Source organism: Glycomyces salinus (genome assembly GCF_016428645.1).
Taxonomy (GTDB): domain Bacteria; phylum Actinomycetota; class Actinomycetes; order Mycobacteriales; family Micromonosporaceae; genus Glycomyces; species Glycomyces salinus.
This window is the reverse complement of sequence record NZ_JAELXW010000003.1, coordinates 96,777-112,343: the sequence shown is the minus strand read 5'-3', so window position 1 is coordinate 112,343 and position 15,567 is coordinate 96,777. Positions and strand designations below refer to the sequence as shown.

14 protein-coding genes are annotated in these 15,567 nt (G+C 64.6%); 6 read left to right on the top strand and 8 right to left on the bottom strand.

Annotated features, from left to right (window positions below; genetic code table 11):
• Nucleotides 1-154: 154 nt before the first annotated feature.
• The 6 genes from JFB92_RS01570 to JFB92_RS26425 are packed head-to-tail and all read left to right on the top strand — an operon-like array spanning nucleotide 155 to nucleotide 7,539.
• Nucleotides 155-436 carry a hypothetical protein gene (locus JFB92_RS01570; protein ID WP_233162137.1) on the top strand — a complete coding sequence of 94 codons (282 nt, stop codon included), beginning with the start codon at nucleotides 155-157 and terminating at the stop codon, nucleotides 434-436.
• A gap of 45 nt (nucleotides 437-481) precedes the next feature.
• Nucleotides 482-871 carry a hypothetical protein gene (locus JFB92_RS01565; RefSeq protein WP_199034213.1) on the top strand — a complete coding sequence of 130 codons (390 nt, stop codon included), beginning with the start codon at nucleotides 482-484 and terminating at the stop codon, nucleotides 869-871.
• Nucleotides 868-3,960 (top strand): ATP-binding protein, encoded by a 3,093-nt coding sequence (locus tag JFB92_RS01560; protein WP_199034211.1) that lies wholly within the window; start codon nucleotides 868-870, stop codon nucleotides 3,958-3,960. Before JFB92_RS01565 ends, JFB92_RS01560 begins: the two co-directional genes overlap by 4 nt.
• A complete protein-coding gene (locus JFB92_RS01555; protein WP_199034210.1) occupies nucleotides 3,960-5,825 on the top strand; it encodes a hypothetical protein in 1,866 nt (621 codons plus the stop codon). The genes JFB92_RS01560 and JFB92_RS01555 overlap by 1 nt, the downstream gene beginning before the upstream one ends.
• A 2-nt stretch (nucleotides 5,826-5,827) precedes the next feature.
• The gene (locus JFB92_RS01550; protein WP_199034209.1) at nucleotides 5,828-6,370 is read left to right on the top strand and encodes a hypothetical protein; all 543 of its coding nucleotides are present in this window, start codon (nucleotides 5,828-5,830) and stop codon (nucleotides 6,368-6,370) included.
• On the top strand, nucleotides 6,367-7,539 hold the full coding sequence (locus tag JFB92_RS26425) for a M23 family metallopeptidase (protein WP_199034208.1): 1,173 nt from the start codon (nucleotides 6,367-6,369) through the stop codon (nucleotides 7,537-7,539). Before JFB92_RS01550 ends, JFB92_RS26425 begins: the two co-directional genes overlap by 4 nt.
• A 32-nt stretch (nucleotides 7,540-7,571) precedes the next feature.
• Here the strand turns inward: JFB92_RS26425 and JFB92_RS01540 are convergent, their stop codons facing one another.
• From JFB92_RS01540 to JFB92_RS01505, 8 genes are all read right to left on the bottom strand, one after another.
• Nucleotides 7,572-7,910 (bottom strand): YciI family protein, encoded by a 339-nt coding sequence (locus tag JFB92_RS01540; protein WP_199034207.1) that lies wholly within the window; start codon nucleotides 7,908-7,910, stop codon nucleotides 7,572-7,574.
• Between the two features lie 355 nt (nucleotides 7,911-8,265).
• Nucleotides 8,266-8,907 (bottom strand): hypothetical protein, encoded by a 642-nt coding sequence (locus JFB92_RS01535; protein ID WP_199034206.1) that lies wholly within the window; start codon nucleotides 8,905-8,907, stop codon nucleotides 8,266-8,268.
• 65 nt (nucleotides 8,908-8,972) lie between these two features.
• Nucleotides 8,973-10,766, bottom strand: coding sequence for an alpha/beta hydrolase (locus tag JFB92_RS01530; RefSeq protein WP_199034204.1), 1,794 nt, complete (start codon nucleotides 10,764-10,766; stop codon nucleotides 8,973-8,975).
• Nucleotides 10,767-10,775: 9 nt separating this feature from the next.
• The gene (locus JFB92_RS01525) at nucleotides 10,776-11,150 is read right to left on the bottom strand and encodes a hypothetical protein (protein WP_199034202.1); all 375 of its coding nucleotides are present in this window, start codon (nucleotides 11,148-11,150) and stop codon (nucleotides 10,776-10,778) included.
• 189 nt (nucleotides 11,151-11,339) lie between these two features.
• Entirely contained in the window at nucleotides 11,340-11,618 is a 279-nt protein-coding gene (locus JFB92_RS01520) for a hypothetical protein (RefSeq protein WP_199034200.1), read from the bottom strand.
• The gene (locus JFB92_RS01515; RefSeq protein WP_199034198.1) at nucleotides 11,615-12,589 is read right to left on the bottom strand and encodes a hypothetical protein; all 975 of its coding nucleotides are present in this window, start codon (nucleotides 12,587-12,589) and stop codon (nucleotides 11,615-11,617) included. The genes JFB92_RS01520 and JFB92_RS01515 overlap by 4 nt, the downstream gene beginning before the upstream one ends.
• 92 nt (nucleotides 12,590-12,681) lie before the next feature.
• Nucleotides 12,682-13,644 carry a hypothetical protein gene (locus JFB92_RS01510; protein WP_199034196.1) on the bottom strand — a complete coding sequence of 321 codons (963 nt, stop codon included), beginning with the start codon at nucleotides 13,642-13,644 and terminating at the stop codon, nucleotides 12,682-12,684.
• Between the two features lie 210 nt (nucleotides 13,645-13,854).
• Nucleotides 13,855-15,126 (bottom strand): PQQ-binding-like beta-propeller repeat protein, encoded by a 1,272-nt coding sequence (locus JFB92_RS01505; RefSeq protein WP_199034194.1) that lies wholly within the window; start codon nucleotides 15,124-15,126, stop codon nucleotides 13,855-13,857.
• Between the last annotated feature and the right edge of the window lie 441 nt (nucleotides 15,127-15,567).

Genomic DNA, 15,567 nt, shown 5'->3' with positions numbered 1-15,567 from the left:
TCGCGATTGCGCATCGGGCCGACGACAGTGCGCTGAGTCAGGGGACCGGCATATGATGAACGCAGACCCCCCGTCGGGTTGGGAGACAAGTTACATGAATGAACCTTGCATAACATGAGGTCTATGTGGCCCATGTGACGAGATGGGACTGACGATGATTAAAGACACGCTCTGGACGGTGGCCGCCCACGTGCAGGCACAGGATGCCGAGATCAACACCCAGGGGATCATCAGCTTCTTCCTGAGCCGCATCGCCCCGATCCTGCTCGCGATCCTCGGACTCATCTTCATCGCAAGAGCCAACAAGGGAGAGGTCAGCCGGGTGCTGACGTCCTCGACCATCGCGATCCTCGGCATCGCCTTCATCGCCGGCGCGGTCGTACTGGTGGCCGTGGGCGGCGGACTCGTCGACGTCCTCTTCAGCGAGAACGAGTAGCTCCCGCCCGCCCCGCCACCGAGCCAGCCTGGATGGAGGACGCCCATGCGCCTGCGCACTGACGACGACATCTACCGCGCCCGGCTGCTCTACCTAGGCCCGCCCGGGTACACCCTCCCGATCCACCTGCCCTACGCCCAGTACGGGGTCTTCGCCGCGCTGCTTGCCCTGTTCATGTTCGTCTACTGGCTCTTCACCGGCGACGTCAATCTCTTCCCCTCGATCGAGATCTCCCTGGCCCTGGTCGCGACCTCCCTGATCTTCCGCTACGTCGACGCCGACCGCCCGGCGACGACCGTGCTCCGCACCCTCCTGACCGACTGGAAGCACACCCGAGAGGCAGGCGCCGAGAAGCGAATCCCGGCGTTCTCGACCCGATCGATCCGGCTCCGTCCCACACTCGTGGAGACCGCCCGACAAGAGGAGCGCCTATGAGCGGCGAGGATCGCCGACAGCCCGTCGCCAAGTTCTCCGCCCCCCGGCCTCCCGCCCCGGTCCGCGACCGCGAACGCTCCGGCGACCTCGACGACGACGCCACCGCCCTGGCCGACGCCGTCTTCAGGGCGGAGCCGGTCAAGGAGCACGGCAGGACGGACACGGTCAGGCAGCAGGGCCGGACCGAGCCCGCCGGGCAGCAGCAACCGGCGGAGCAGGCGCGCTCGCAGAACGGATCCCGACACGCGACTCCACCTGCGCCGACGAGCCCTCCGACCGCACCTTCTCCACAGGGTTATCCACAGGAACGGTCGAGTTATCCACAGGGTGGCGCACAGGCTTATCCACAGGCTCCGACCAGCGGGAATTCACAGGGTTATCCACAGCACCCACAGAGTTATCCACAATCCGCGCCGAGTTATCCACAGGCACCTGACCAGGGGCGCGGGAGAGTTTCCACAGCTCAACGACGAGCCCCTTCGCAGGAGCTCGTACCGGTCAAAAAGCCCAGCGCGGAGGAGCTCGCCACCACCGGTGAGCCGAAGCCGTCTCGCGTCAAGCCGGTCAAGCAGGAGAAGGAGCGCGCCCCGCTCCGCGACCTGTCGCTGACCGAGATCGCCGGGCACGCCACCTTCACTCCCAACACCGTCACCGCCTGGTACAAGCTGCCCGGCGTCCGGTGGTCCTTCCGCCCCGACCTCGAGCGCGAAGCGCTCATCACCGCCATCGCCGAGCAGTTCGCCGGCCTCGCCGGAATGCGAGTCCACCTCAGGCGCACTACCCAGCCGTTCCAGGCCGACCAGTGGGCCCGCAACGTCGACCAGGCCACGGCCCACCCGCTGCGCACCGTCCCCGGCGGCACCAGCTGGGCCGACCACCTCGTCGCCGCCCAGCGCCACCTCCACCAGCTCTCCCATGCCGAGGGCCAGACGTTCCTGGGCATCACCTTCACCCGCAGGTCCATGTTCGACAACCTCGGCGAGAAGGTCGGCCGCATGTTCGGCCGCGGCACCAAGCTCTCCGAGCGCGAGCGCATCGAGAAGCGCAGCCTCCAGTTCGACGAGGTCCTCGGCTCGTTCGGCGTGCGCGCCCGACGCGCCACGACCTCCGAGCTCGAATGGCTCGTCTACCGCTCGGTCGCCCTCGGCATGGAGCCGCCGCGGCTGCTCTCGGGCCACGACAGCGACTGGAGCCCCGGCGACGTCCTCGCCCTCAGCGAGTCCATCGAGCGCTACCGCAGCCCGTACGGCTCCACCGTCAAGCTCGTCAACCGGCTCACCGGCGAGGAGAAGCACACCGCGATCCTCACCGTCGGCCGCATGGAGGAACTCGAGATCCCCCAGCGCCACGAGCCCTGGCTGCACTTCCACGAGCGCTGCCCGTGGCCGATCGAACTGTCCAGCCGCGTCGACATCCTCGGCCCCGGCGAGGCCTTCCGCGACCTCGACCACCGCCTGCGCATGATCCGAAGCCAGCAGCGCGACTACGACGACCACGCCATGGACGCCCCGCCCGAGCTCCAGCGCCTCGCCGAGCGCGCCCTCGGCGTCGGCGACGAGATGACCACGGGCCTCCCGATCGACGCCGCCCGCGCCCACGGCTGGCACCGCCTGGCCGTCACCGCCGACACCAAGGAAGAGTGCCTGGAGCGGGCCCGCACGCTGATGCAGATGTACCAGCGGGAGATGCGCATCAGCCTCCAGCACCCCAAGAACCAGGACTGGCTGGCCCGCGAGTTCGTCCCCGGCGAACCGGTCGCGCAGACCGGGTATGTGCGGCGGATGCCGGTCAAGCTCTTCGCCGCGGCGCTGCCACAGGCCGCCTCCACCGTCGGCGACCGGCGCGGCGACCTCATCGGGCGCACCGCCGGAACGTGCAGGAGGCCGGTCTTCCTGGACCTGCACTTCGCCACCGAAGTCCGTGAGAAGTCCGGCCTGAGCGTCTTCGTCGCCGAACCCGGCGGCGGCAAGTCCACGCTCATGGGCGCCCTCGGCTACCTGGCGGCCCGCCGCGGCGTCCAGGTGACCCTGCTCGACCCGTCCGGCCCGCTCGCCAAGCTGTGCGAGATGCCCGACCTCAAGCCGTATTCGCGGGTGCTGAACCTGACCGGCTCCGAATACGGCACGCTGGCGCCGTACGCGCTCATCCCCTCGCCCAGGCGGGAGCACTTCGACGACACCCCGGAGGGCCAGCGCGAGTACGACATCGCCGTCTCCAACGCCCGATCCGAACGCCGGATGCTAGTGCAGGACATCTGCGCGATGCTCCTGCCCCCGCAGGTCCAGCGCGAAGCCTCGACCGCCCGCCTGCTGCGCCACGCGGCCCGGCACGTCCCGGCCGAGGAGGACTCCGCGCTCGAGGACATCGTCGAGTCGCTGCAGGACGCCGAGGACCACGTCACAGGTGACGGCGCCGAACTGGCCGCCCTGCTGCTCGACGCCGCCGAGATGCCCCTGGCGAAGCTCTTCTTCGGCACCCCCGACAGGGGCGTGCTCGAGGACGACACCGCCCTGACCGTCATCACCATGGCCGGCCTGCGGCTGCCAGACCTGGGCATCGAGCGCGAGTACTGGAGCGCCGAGGAGGCCCTGGCCCTGCCGATGCTCCACACCGCCCACCGCCTCGCGGTCCGCCGCGCCTACGGCGGGGACATGAACCGCCGCAAGCTCGTCGGCCTCGACGAGGCCCACTTCATGGAGGGCTGGAAGTCCGGCCGCTCCTTCCTGGTGCGCCTGGCCCGCGACTCCCGGAAGTGGAACCTGGCCGCGCTCGTGGCCAGCCAGAACCCCAGGGACATCCTCAGCCTCGACGTCCAGAACCTGGTCAGCACCGTCTTCGTCGGCCGCATCGCCGAGGACGCCGATGTGGCCTCCGAGGCGCTCCAGATGCTGCGCGTGCCCACCGGCGTGGGCTACGAGCAGGTCCTCGCCTCGCTGAGCGAAGTGGACGCCGCCGAGACCAAGCGCCTGCCGTACCGCGAGTTCGTCATGCGCGACGTCGACGGCCGGGTCCAGCGCATCCGGGCCGACTTCGGCTGGGTGCACGGCCTGCTCGACTACCTCAACACCACTCCCGGGGAGGAGAAGTAGTGGCCCACCCCTCCCGAAAAACTCCTCGCATAGCGCGAAAACTGGCCCGAATAATCCTGGTACTGGCGACCGCCGCCGGCGCCCTGTTCCTCATGCCGACCTCCGCGGGCGCGCAGGGCGAGGAGGGGTGCACCGACTACGAGTGGCACAACGACTGGGTCGCCTGCGTCGACGTGCTGCCCACCGGCACCGAACTGGACTGCGAGGTCGAACCGCAGCCTTCGACCCCTGACTCCGGCATGGCCGGCTGGTTCGCCGAGCCAAGCGAGCTCGATAAGAGCACCGGTGTCGGCACCTACAGCCGCTACGGCTACGCGGGATACCAATTGCCGATGTACGGTTCCCAGGAGATGAGCATCAGCGGCTCGTGCGTCAATTCGATCTCCCTTCCTAACGGGGCCGACACCGCGAATGCTCTGGCGAACATGGAGTTCAACGTCTCGAAATCCGTCATCGGCGCCTCGAACTCGCTGCGACAGGCTGCTTGGGAGCCCGATCGGATGTGGGGTTGGTCGAACGGCTTCATGGAGACGGTCTCACAGCTTGTCTACGAACAAGTCTTCACCGTCTTCGGAGCTGTCACGGTTGGTGTCATCGGCATTTACCTCTTGTGGCGCAGCCGCCAAGCCGACATGAACAACGCAGTCACCACCGTCGCTTGGGCCGCACTCATTCTTGTATTGGTCACTGCGGTCGTACGTTGGCCGGTTCAGTCCGCGAACTACACCGATGAGGCTCTCAAGGTCGGCATGAACTTGAGCACCACTCTGATTCAAGACGACTCAGCTGCAGACTGCATCGACGGCTCCGACCTAACCGAAGATGAGGTCGAGGAAATGCTGGATCGGAACCGCAACAACCCGAATTTCTGCATCGATACCCGCTCCGCTTCAGTCCTCGCCTCGGATCTTGTCTCGAACGAAGTGCTCTACCAAAATTGGCTGCGGACCATGCTCGGACAGAGCGAAGAATTCGAGTACGAGCGAGAGAATGGTGAGATCGTAACCGAAGACGGCAACCCTGTGGTCTCCAGTTCGAATGTGGCCTACAAGTACGGCAGGGCGCTCTATTCGGCCCAGGCTTTTAGTTGGATCGACAACGAAGCCGCCTCGGACCCTGAGATTCGCGACAGGCTCATCGAAGAGAAACAGGAACTCTGGCGCAACCTCGTGGCCCAAATCCAGCAGGAAGACCCCGAGGCCTACGCGCACCTAAGCGGCGAACGCGCTTGGGAGCGGACTGGAACCGGCCTGCTGACACTGCTGACCTCCCTGTTCTTCGCGCTCTTCGACATCACCGCTTCGGTCCTGATCATCCTGGGCTTCATGATCGTCCGCTTCGCGATCGTCGCGCTGCCGATCGTCGGCACGATCGCGATCCTGCGCCCCGCGGGCGGACCGTTCAAGCGCCTGGTCAACACGGTGCTCGGCGCGGTCATCAACGTGGCTGTGTTCTCTCTGGCGGCGGTGATCTACATCTTCGCCACGGGTCGAATCCTGGGCACCACTCTGCCCGTGCCCATGCAGGTCATCCTCATAGGGCTCCTAGGTGTGGCGGCGTGGATGCTGCTGCGCCCGTTTCGCCGAATAAACAACCTGGTCGCCGGCGGCGGCCCGGCCGACGCCCTGCTGGGCAGGCGAAGGGACACCGAGAAGGAACGGGAGATCGAGAGAGAGCGTGAGCGGATCGTCGAGCGCACCCGGGATCAAACTCGCCCCGAAGGCCAGGCGGACCGGGGTTCGGTCCGGACCGCCGAACGCACCGAGACCCGCTCCGCGCCGCCGGACCACCAGCCCGGCCAGCAGGCCCCGAGCACCGCATCGACCTCGGGTGACGGGGTCTACAGGCCACAAAGGGGGTCCTGACATTGCGACGATTGTTCCGGATCGTCTTCTCCCGCTATGGCATCGTGGCGATCATCCTCGTCGTGGTCATCATCGCGCTCGCCCTCGCCCAGACCCGCGACGACACCCCGCTCAGCGGCAGCACCTCGGGGAACGGCGAATCATCGGACGAGTCCGAGATCCCGGATCAGATGACGGCCGACGACGGCATCGCCACGTTCGACTGCGAAGGCGAGGACTGCTACGCGGCCGAGGAACTACCTGAAGAGGCAGTCGACCGCGCGCTCGCCTTCGCCGAGGCCTGGCTCAACCCCGACGGACTCGACCAAGCGGCCTGGTACGAGTCGATCGCCCCTTACCTCACCGAGGACCGGGCCGCGGCGATGGAGCAGGTCGACCCGACATCGGTTCCCGCCCAAAGCATCGAAGGCGAAGCTACCGCCGAAGGCAACCGGGTCTCCATCCCTACGGACACCGGCACCCTGATCCTGTCCATGTCTGAGAGCGCCAACGGATGGACGAGTAAGGACTGGTTGGTCTCGGCGATCGACTGGGAGTCGCCGTGACCACGACAGACGAACCCCGATCCCCCCGCATCCCCAAACGCCTCAGGCCCATGATCTGGACCGTGGCATTCCTCTCGGTCTGCTGCATCGGCGCGGTGGTGGCGGTCGTGCAATTGCTTACCGACCAGCGGGACGACCCGAACCAGGAGACCCTGCTCGCCGGCTGCGGTTCGAACGTCGAGATCGACCCCGACGCCGAGTTCCCTTCGATTGGCGGCTACGGCTCCGACCAGATCAGGAACGCCGCGATCATCGTCGCGGTGGGGCAGGAGATGGAGGTCCCGAGCCGGGGCTGGATCATCGCGATCGCCACCTCGATGCAGGAGAGCGGCCTGAAGAACCTCGCCAACCCGGCCCACCCCTCCAGCATGGAGCTGTCCGACGAGGGAGTGGGCTACGACCACGATTCCGTGGGACTGTTCCAGCAGCGTCCGGCCTCCGGCTGGGGCAGCGTCGAGGAGCTCATGAACCCGGCGGTCGCCGCCGAGAAGTTCTACGACAAGCTCCTGACCATCGACGGCTGGGAGAACATGGCCCTCACCGACGCCGCCCAGGCCGTCCAGGTCTCGGCCTTCCCGGACGCCTACGCGAAGCACCAGCCGACGGCCATCGACATCGTCAACACGCTCACGAACGGCGGTGCCCGCGTCGCCAACGTGTCGACCGAGCTGGGAAGCTGCGCGGCAGCCGGCGAGATCTCGGCCGCGGGCTGGACCGTTCCGGTGCGGGCCCCGGTCTGGTCGGGCTTCCGCACCCCGGAGCGGCCCACGCACTACGGCGTCGACCTCGGCGCCCCGCGCGGCACGGAAGTGGTGGCCGCCGCCGCCGGGACCGTGATCACCTCCGAATGCAACGCGAGCCTGAACGGAGGCCCGTACTCCTGCGACGTGGACGGTTCCCCCGAGGTGGCGGGCTGCGGCTGGTACGTGAACATCGTGCACGCCGGTGACTACCTCACCAGGTACTGCCACTTCGGACAGGCACCATTGGTGCAGGTAGGCGACACGGTGCAGGCCGGGCAGCTCCTCGGATACGTCGGTTCGTCCGGACGCTCCTCGGGACCGCACCTGCACTATGAAGTCCACCTGGAGGCGGACCGGAGCCCCGCCGGAGCCGTTGACCCGGTCGCGTTCATGGAGCAGATGGGCGCCCCACTCGGAGAGGCGTAAAGCTCCGGACTTCGATGCGCCGAAGTCCTTTGTCAGACATCCGGGTCTGGAAGGAGCTCCCGCACCTCCTGCGGGCACCGGCAGGCGGCTGCCATCTTCGCGGCCCATTCCAGGGCTTCCTCGCGTGTCTCGACGTCGACGATCGAGAGCCCACCGAGCACCGCCTTGGTCTCCGGAAACGGCCCTTCGGCTATCTCCCCATCGGTGGACACGACGGATGCGCGCTGGCTCTCCAGCCCAACACCGATCACCCACACTCCGGCTTTCTTAGCCTCTTCGACGACCTTGAGGGAGGCTCTGGCCACGTCGGGCAGCTCCTCCCTGGGGAAGGTCATCCATCCGTCGTCGAACGAGATCAGGTATCGCGTCATTTAGTTGCTCCTTGATTCGGCCGTGCTTCTGATTCAGATCGTACGGGGGAGCCACGACAATTCGATCGATTCGTCCCCGAACCAAGGGACTCCAAGCTGCCGCGAATGCGGCTTGCCGCATGTCAGGCACGAACGTTCCGAGAGCAGGTTCTCGGGACTGACTTGGCCGCTGCGTTCGCAACGGGCATCGGTGTCGGTGGGTCCCGGCAGTGCGGCAGCTTCATCGGGCTCGGGCCGATTCGTGTCGCGGTGCCTGACCTCGTAGACTCGCTCGGTGTACCTCCAGCCTTCCGGAGTGCTGTGGAAACGCTCGACCATCGAGAGCCGACCACCGACTTCGGCAAGCCGCCCCGGTTCAGAGCGGACCGTCGTCGGTCTCCCGAGAATCTAACTTCTCTAGTTGCCCACTCCAAGAAACAGTGCCTGCCGGTGCGGCCGGTTGGGTTCCTTCGAAGGGAGCGATCGCGTCGGCCGAGGGCTCTGGCGATGGCTTCATTCGGTCGGCTGCGAGATCTTCCTCGAGCGGAACGCCACCGGCCGGCGCGATGTAGTCGGGCTTCTCAAATCCCGGGGTGGACTGCACGCAGCCGGACTGGAGCGTAAGAGAGACACCACCTTCATCGCCTGCAACGGTCCACCACAAGTTGACTCCATCGGGCCGCCTGGCCTCCATAGATCCTGGTCCGTCTCCGTTGCCATCGTCCCTATGGAGATCATAGCCAGATTCTGTCCACATTTGACGTAGGAGATTCGTGTACTCGACTCGAACGAGATCGGTCACGGAATCTTCGGCACTAAACACATACCTGATTTCGATGGAGACCCAGCCCTCATATTGGGATCCGATTTGAGAGCAATCCTCCTCATTCATATACCTGCGTCTCCCAAATCCGGGAAAGTCCGGTAGCCCATCGGCCGTGTCTCTGACAATCTGCTCCAACAACGGATAAGCCTCAGCCTGGTCGAACTCTCGTTCGGGAAGCGATTCCTGAGACATGCATCCTCCAAGGAGCAGGGTCAGCGCGACTAGAGTCGCGAGTGCGGATCGAGCGAACATTCGATTCATTGTTTCTGTCCGGTGATGATGTCGACCATGTGCTCTCTGGCTATATTCGGATCTGCACCTTTGTCGTCCTTGAGGTACCCACTATGGATAGAACATCCGCCGTCGCCGATCGCTTCTGAATCGAATGTCTGGCCGCCGAACTCCGGTGCGACCGGGTCAATTCCAAGTGGGTACGAAAGTCCGGCGGCAGTGGTGATCGCGTCTCCATCGGCCCTGGTGGACCAGACACTGTCGGCACCGCCGCTGAGCGAGTCCGCTGTATCGACCATGAGGCCCGGATTGCCGAAGTCGACGATCTGGTCCGCTGCGACCTGATAGTCCCTGGCAGTAGCTCCAACGACTGAGCTGCCGCATGAATGGCCCATCAGGGTGGTATGAGATTCTCCCTCGTGGCTGGCGTCGATGCCCTCTACGAAGTTGTACAGGTCCTCGCGGGCGTCCTCCGCGTAGCTGGCTGACCAGGCTTCGGGGTTGATCTTGTCATTGTGAGTCGGGTATGCGCTATCAGACGCGTCATAACCGAGCCACATCACCACCGCGGTCTCTTCTCCTGCCGGCCCCCAGTCGTTGTCATCACCCTGAATGACTGCGGCATCGTCCACCAGTCCGCCGATCCCTTCGAGATCTGACGTCGTTCCGGGTACATAGACCGCGGTGTGGTCGGCGGTATCGGGGTTGCCGACCGAGACGACAGCCTGCCCGTCTACGGCGGAGTCGAAGTCGAGCAGATAGAGGTCCTCGCCGTTCTCCTCGCCTGTCTCCAGCCGGTCTTGCAGCGAGTTGAGGTTTTCGAGCTGGTTCTGCAGCGAAAGGTATTCCTGCTCGTCGAACGAGCCTCCGTACGGGTACTCGTCAAGTGTCGCGTCCATTTCTGCGAGCTGCTGCTCTATCGAATCGATCTCGTTGTGGAGGTTCACATGGTTGGCATCGTTACGCACCTCGGCTGGGAGGCCGTCGAGTGGCCCGAGGAGGCCCGGGTACTCCTCCAGAAGGGCGTCGCGTTCGTCTTGATCGAGGTCGTTCCACCATTCGTTGACTCCGTTCGGGGTCGCCTCGGAGTCCCCTGACGTCAGCTCGTTGAGGAAGTCGACATTTCGATCGTCGGCCGCTTCCTGGTAATCGTCGATCAAGTCGTCGTAGGTGGCCCCCAGAGGCGGCGGCTGCGCCGCCGGTTCGTCGAGGATCGACTTGAGGACGCTCACCGCCTCGCTCTCCGCTTCGTGGGCGCGAGTCATGATCGCTGTCAGGGCCTGGCCGAACGCATCGGCTAGGTCTTCAGCGGCGTGGTTCAGCTCCGTCGCAACCAAGTGGCGGCCGGTGTCGGCATTCAAGTCGGCTTCGGTGAAGCGAGTACGCGACAACAGGAGCGATGGCGGATTGAGCTCGGATATGTCGTAGAGCAGGTCTTCCGAGAGCTCGACTCGGTGATCGTCGGCCGGGCCCGTGATCGCGAACTTGCCGGCTTCGATGTTCCCCAGCAACTCCTCGAGGTCCTGCTGGGCGGCGGCGAGCTCTTTATGCGCGTCTTCAAGTGTGGCCTTGATCTTGACGTTCACGTAGATGCTGAGGTCGTCCTGGAAGCTGTCGGCCACATAGCCGACTTGGTCGCGGACGGCGTCCGCGGTGTCGCCTTCGTAGTGATCGGTGCTGAGGTGCTTGCTCGCCACGTCCTCCGTGAGGACCTCTGCCTGCTCCACCATGCCGGCGATGTAGGTGTCCATCCTCTCTGCCAGCGTCTTCATCACGCAGAAATCGGTGTCGCGCAGGTCTTCCCAGTTCAGTTCGCTCATGCAGGGAACTCACCAATCCGGCCTGGCGGACCCCTGCTCGGCGGCCCGTCCCGGGAAGAGTTCGTGGTCGGCGTACCGCGCGAAGTCGTCGGAGGTGTACTCGTCGATCTCCACGGTCTGCTCGGCGGCGGTCGCCAGGTACTCACCCAGGTTGCCGACCAGCGTGGCGAGTCGGGCGGCCTGACCGCCGCACCAGAAGTTCGCCGCGCTGTCGAGAGCGTCGCCGATGGCGCAATGGCCGGACGTCAAAGCTTCGGCGGTCGATTCACACTCGCCCAGCAGTTCGTCTCCGGCCGATCGGATGGCCACTTCGACACCGAACAGGGCCTCGACCGCGTCGTAGACCTTGTCGGGCTCCATACTGAAGACTTCGGCACCGGCCATCAGCGAGCCGCCGTCGTTTCAGCAGGACATGAGGTTTCAGGGGGTGTCATGAGAGTGGGATATCACTCTCGGTCATCGTTTGATTTCCGTTGCTCAATGTAGCAGGGCAAATCGAACCGGTGTGCCCCGAGAATTCCCCGATGTATTCATATAGTGGGACAGGGGTGCTTTCCCCTGCCCCGACCCTGGTCAGCCCTCACAGTCTGAGGCCAGCGAAGCCCAGATTCGGGTGGCCTCGGTGACGAGCTGATCGGCGTGAGCGTTCCCCCATTCCAGGTGGAGTGGTGCCGAGACCCGCAGTCCAGGCTCGTCGGTGTCAAGATCGATCACCGAGCCGAGCACCGCGGGATCTACCTCGTAGAAGGTGACCCGCAGCCGCGCTTGGAACGGGAGCGGAGTGAATTCGACTCGCCTGCCGTCGATCTCGGCTCCGGCTACCGAGGCAGAGGCCATGGATCGCCTGTTCATGCGATCACCTCCTGACGGACGTAGGCCGCGCTGTCGAATTGGCGCTCCCATTGGGCGATATAAGGGGCGGCAGCGGGCGGGTACACCCGCGCTGCCGCTCTGCCGGCCGCCAAGGCCCGCCCGGCTTCCGGGACTCCAGGAGCGAGATCTCGGTCGGGCTCGGGCGTGCGCCCTCCGAGCCCCAGGAGACGCAGGATGAGGTCGAGCAGATTGCGCAGCAACGCGATAAGGCGCTCTCGCGCGGGCTCGCTCTGCGAGTAGTGCGTTTCGTGGAGGATCTGCGAGCCCGAGAGGAAGCGATACCAAGCGCCCTCGCGGAGAGAACTGAACTGCTCAGCCTCAGCGGATTCGAGGGCGACCGCGGGCAGCCTCGGTTCAGTCTCTTCGTGCTGGCCGACCTGCCAGCGCCCTTCCCGTCTCGGTCCCGGCCTCGGCCGGTTCGGTCCGGTGTCCTGGCTGGTTTCGGGAAGTGGATCGGGACGTTCTCCGCGTCGATGGCGACCGGTGCGGGTGTCCTGGTACCAGCCGGGCGAGCCGTACGGGCCCGGGTCGTCGGGATCGTAGGGGCGGGCCCGGTCGATGATCCATGTGTCTCCTGACTGGTGTCGGAGGTGAGGCGGCTCGTATCGCGGTGAACGCGGGTCGCTCTCGGGGATGGTCGGGTCGTGGTCGGCCGGGTCGTACCGGTAGGCACCGGGGGTGTCGGCCAGGTGGCTGAGATGGTGCGGATCGATGTCTTCGTGAGCCCACGCGAAGGCGTGAACGTCCTGTTCAAGGCAGGTTTCAGCGGCAGCGCGGCGGTTGAGAAACGCCGTCTGTTCGTTGTTTCCAGGCAGCCTGAATTCGGGTATGGTCTGGAGAACCAACGGGGTTCGCTCCTTTGGTCGAGAGCCGCCCGGTGGCACGAAGTTTGCCGACTGTGGGCCACCGGGCGGCGGCTTAATCTTCCATATGAAGTTAGGCTCGCGCACCCGTACGATAGGTGTGCGAGCCTTAATGCTGCGTGATCATCGGAGCGAAGTCAACCACCAACGGCTACGTGTCGCCGAATCCTGAGTGGAACTCAATCTCCATCAGGGGCCATCAGCTCGTCGCCGCCTTCGAGAGAGTTGACGCAGTCGGGTTGCACGCCAACCTCAAACGTGAGGTCCAGAGTCTGGAAGTCCCCCTCAAGTGCCGCTTCAACCTTGATAATGCTGAGATTCTCGTCCGACGCCTCGGTGAGCTCAGTATCTACGACATATCCCGTAGATGCGCCGTTCTGAGCCTCCCACTCTGAGATGGCTTCGACAAGCTCATCTGGGTCAACGCCTTTGTACGGATCGCACTGAGCAGCAATCGCAGGCTCCGCATCTCTAGCTCCAAGGAGGAGTGCAAGGTAATCGGATGCGGTCTGTTCAGGATCGTCCTCGACCGACTCACCGTCATTGGCTGACTCATCTGAAAGTGCGACATCAGAGACGCAGTACTCCTCATCATTGACACCCTGAACGGTGACTATGAAGGTCCTCGGTTCCTGTCTTCCGGAGACGTAGAAGACCGTTACCTTGATCGAGTAGCCCTCTTCAACCGCCGAGGACTCGTCGATACTCACGTCAAGGTCCGGTGTCCGGCCCTCAAGGTAGTCGGCCGAAATCTCGTCGCGAAGTGTCTGAAGGTCAGCAGGAGTAAGTCCTTGATTCGCCCCGTCGCACACTATCCGCTGAGCACGCTCAGTTTCTCCGTTCGTTCCATATCGCAGGTAGCTCCATGCCGCTGAGGTGGCGGTCGGTGGTGCTTCATCTCGCGGGTCAGTGGCGTCGTTCCCCCCTCCGGAGGCAAATGCTGGAGCGAACCAGGCTCCGCCTCCCAGCACCAGGGCCCAGACTCCGACTAGTGCCCCGACACGCCCCCAGTGCCGAGGAGGGTCCTGGAAGTCCTCGTCCTCTGGAACTCCCGGCACGCTGGAGACGGACTGGCTCCCGCCCGGCCCGCTGGCCGCCGCGAGCTTCCTTCCGAGCCGCCGAGTCCGCCGAAACACAGCCATCAACCCTCCACCAGGTCAGTCAGCGCCGCCCTCGGATCGCGGCCCCTGCCGTATCCACGCTCATAACTGTTCATTCGAGGCACCTCGCGTCTCGATTCGCTCACCGGCTCCAGGCTGCTCCGTCACGATCCGGCATCGTCTCGAGGTGGTGGCTCCGCTCATGGGCTGATACTACCGACGAGCAGAGCATCGGTCATCTCTCCGGCGAGCTCACTGCTCCACCTCGGCGAAGACGCCTATGGAGGTATGACTCCAGGCTTGCTCGATCGCGACCGCGTAGCCGGGACCGACCTCGACCATGCCCGGCACCAGGTCCTCCGCCAACCATTCCCCCGTAGCGGCTTCGATCGCCACAGGTGGGCGGGCTCCTTCGGCGTTGTCCATGTAGAACACTCCCCCGAACGATGCCAGCCAGCGGTCCGGAATCAGCCGATCTCCTCCGACGTCGTCCGCCGTCCAGAGGATCTGCCCCTCCTCGGCCGTGAACGCCGAGATCTCCTCGCTGTCCCAGTTCAGGCATCCGACTATCGCGACCTGATCGTAGAAGCACGACGGCGTGGCAACCGTGTCTGCTTCGACCAGTACCTCCGTCATCTCCAAGTCCACGACGGCGGCATGGTAGACGTCGTCTGCGAAGACACCCTCGAAGTGCTCGCCTTCGACCATCAGCAGCAGTCCGCCCCCGATGTCGTCGACCTTGAGTCGCCTGTCGGTCTCGTAGCTGTATCCGACGGCTCCGTCCTCGAAATCGACGACTCGGAGCTCCTGCCGCTCATCCTCGGTGTAGGCGACGCCGCCGACCGCCCCCTCCAGGACCCCGGCCGCGTCGAAGTCGGCACCCGACCAGAGCAGGTCGCCGGTGGCCGTGTCGAACAGGAACGACATCGCACTCTCATAGCTCTGATAATCGACCCGGCGGTATCCGTCCATGACCACGAGCACGTGCTGCTCATCGGCCTGCACGATCGACAGCCCTTGCCCGTCGATCTCGGACTCGGCTTCGCCGGTGTAGTGAAGCCCGCCGTCGTCCGCGCCGAAGGCCCGCAGGCTCACCGTTCCCGACTCCTCCCAGGCGTGGAGCAGGACGACCTCGTCGCCGGTCTTGACGAATGCGGTGTCGCTCTGGTCGAGGACGTCTTCGAAGGGCCGGTCGTGCTCCGGGACTGCCTGGCCGACCTCCATGTCCTCTTCGAAATCGATGGCGCGGATGATCGCTTCGTTCTCGTCGTAGTAGGAGGTGCCGTACTCAAGGGAGTAGAGCACCGTCCCATCCACGAAGTAGTCCTGGGCTTCGACTGCGGCGTCCGGCTCAGGAGAGAACGCCAGCGGCGGAATGGTCTCCTCTTCGACGGGATCGGCAGAGGCAGAGGCCGAGTCACCGCCGCTCAGGGTCCCTTCGTCGGAAGTGCAGCCGACTGCGGCGACCAGGACGAGACTGGCGCAAAGCAGCCGAAGCCAATGAGAGGTGCATGAACGAGACATGCCGACATGTTACTGATTCGCCACAACCCGTGGGGGACACGGAAGTCGGTGCTCTCCACTGCCTCGAGTCGTCACCGGCTTCGACCCAGGATCCAGGCGGCGTGTTCAGGAGAGTACCGGCAAACGAACTCCGCCGCTCGGCTCGATGTATAGATTCTGACATGTCAATGTCTGTTCGGACTATTGCGATCTTGGGATCACTCTGCTTCCGTCAAACCTCGGCACTTCGATCCACAGCATGAGCTGGAGAAACGGACTCCGATTAGCTTGGGACACAACTGTGTCAATCCACTCCAATACTTCGGCATGGAATCCGGACTTGGAGGTTATAATATTTAACTTAACGAATGCTAAGTTCTCATGAGTGTTTCAGGTCTGTCACTATGATTTGAAGTTTGCAGCTGTCGTGCAACGGCGCATCGAGAGCCCTACCAACGATCT

What these genes read in the sequence shown, in the direction of transcription:
- JFB92_RS01565 (WP_199034213.1), top strand. Translation starts at nt 482, where the DNA reads ATGCGCCTGCGCACTGACGACGACATCTACCGCGCCCGGCTGCTCTAC.
- JFB92_RS01520 (WP_199034200.1), bottom strand. Translation starts at nt 11,618, where the DNA reads ATGAACAGGCGATCCATGGCCTCTGCCTCGGTAGCCGGAGCCGAGATC.
- JFB92_RS01525 (WP_199034202.1), bottom strand. Translation starts at nt 11,150, where the DNA reads ATGGCCGGTGCCGAAGTCTTCAGTATGGAGCCCGACAAGGTCTACGAC.
- JFB92_RS01530 (WP_199034204.1), bottom strand. Translation starts at nt 10,766, where the DNA reads ATGAGCGAACTGAACTGGGAAGACCTGCGCGACACCGATTTCTGCGTG.
- JFB92_RS01540 (WP_199034207.1), bottom strand. Translation starts at nt 7,910, where the DNA reads ATGACGCGATACCTGATCTCGTTCGACGACGGATGGATGACCTTCCCC.
- JFB92_RS01510 (WP_199034196.1), bottom strand. Translation starts at nt 13,644, where the DNA reads ATGGCTGTGTTTCGGCGGACTCGGCGGCTCGGAAGGAAGCTCGCGGCG.
- JFB92_RS01570 (WP_233162137.1), top strand. Translation starts at nt 155, where the DNA reads ATGATTAAAGACACGCTCTGGACGGTGGCCGCCCACGTGCAGGCACAG.
- JFB92_RS01505 (WP_199034194.1), bottom strand. Translation starts at nt 15,126, where the DNA reads ATGTCTCGTTCATGCACCTCTCATTGGCTTCGGCTGCTTTGCGCCAGT.
- JFB92_RS01560 (WP_199034211.1), top strand. Translation starts at nt 868, where the DNA reads ATGAGCGGCGAGGATCGCCGACAGCCCGTCGCCAAGTTCTCCGCCCCC.
- JFB92_RS01535 (WP_199034206.1), bottom strand. Translation starts at nt 8,907, where the DNA reads ATGTCTCAGGAATCGCTTCCCGAACGAGAGTTCGACCAGGCTGAGGCT.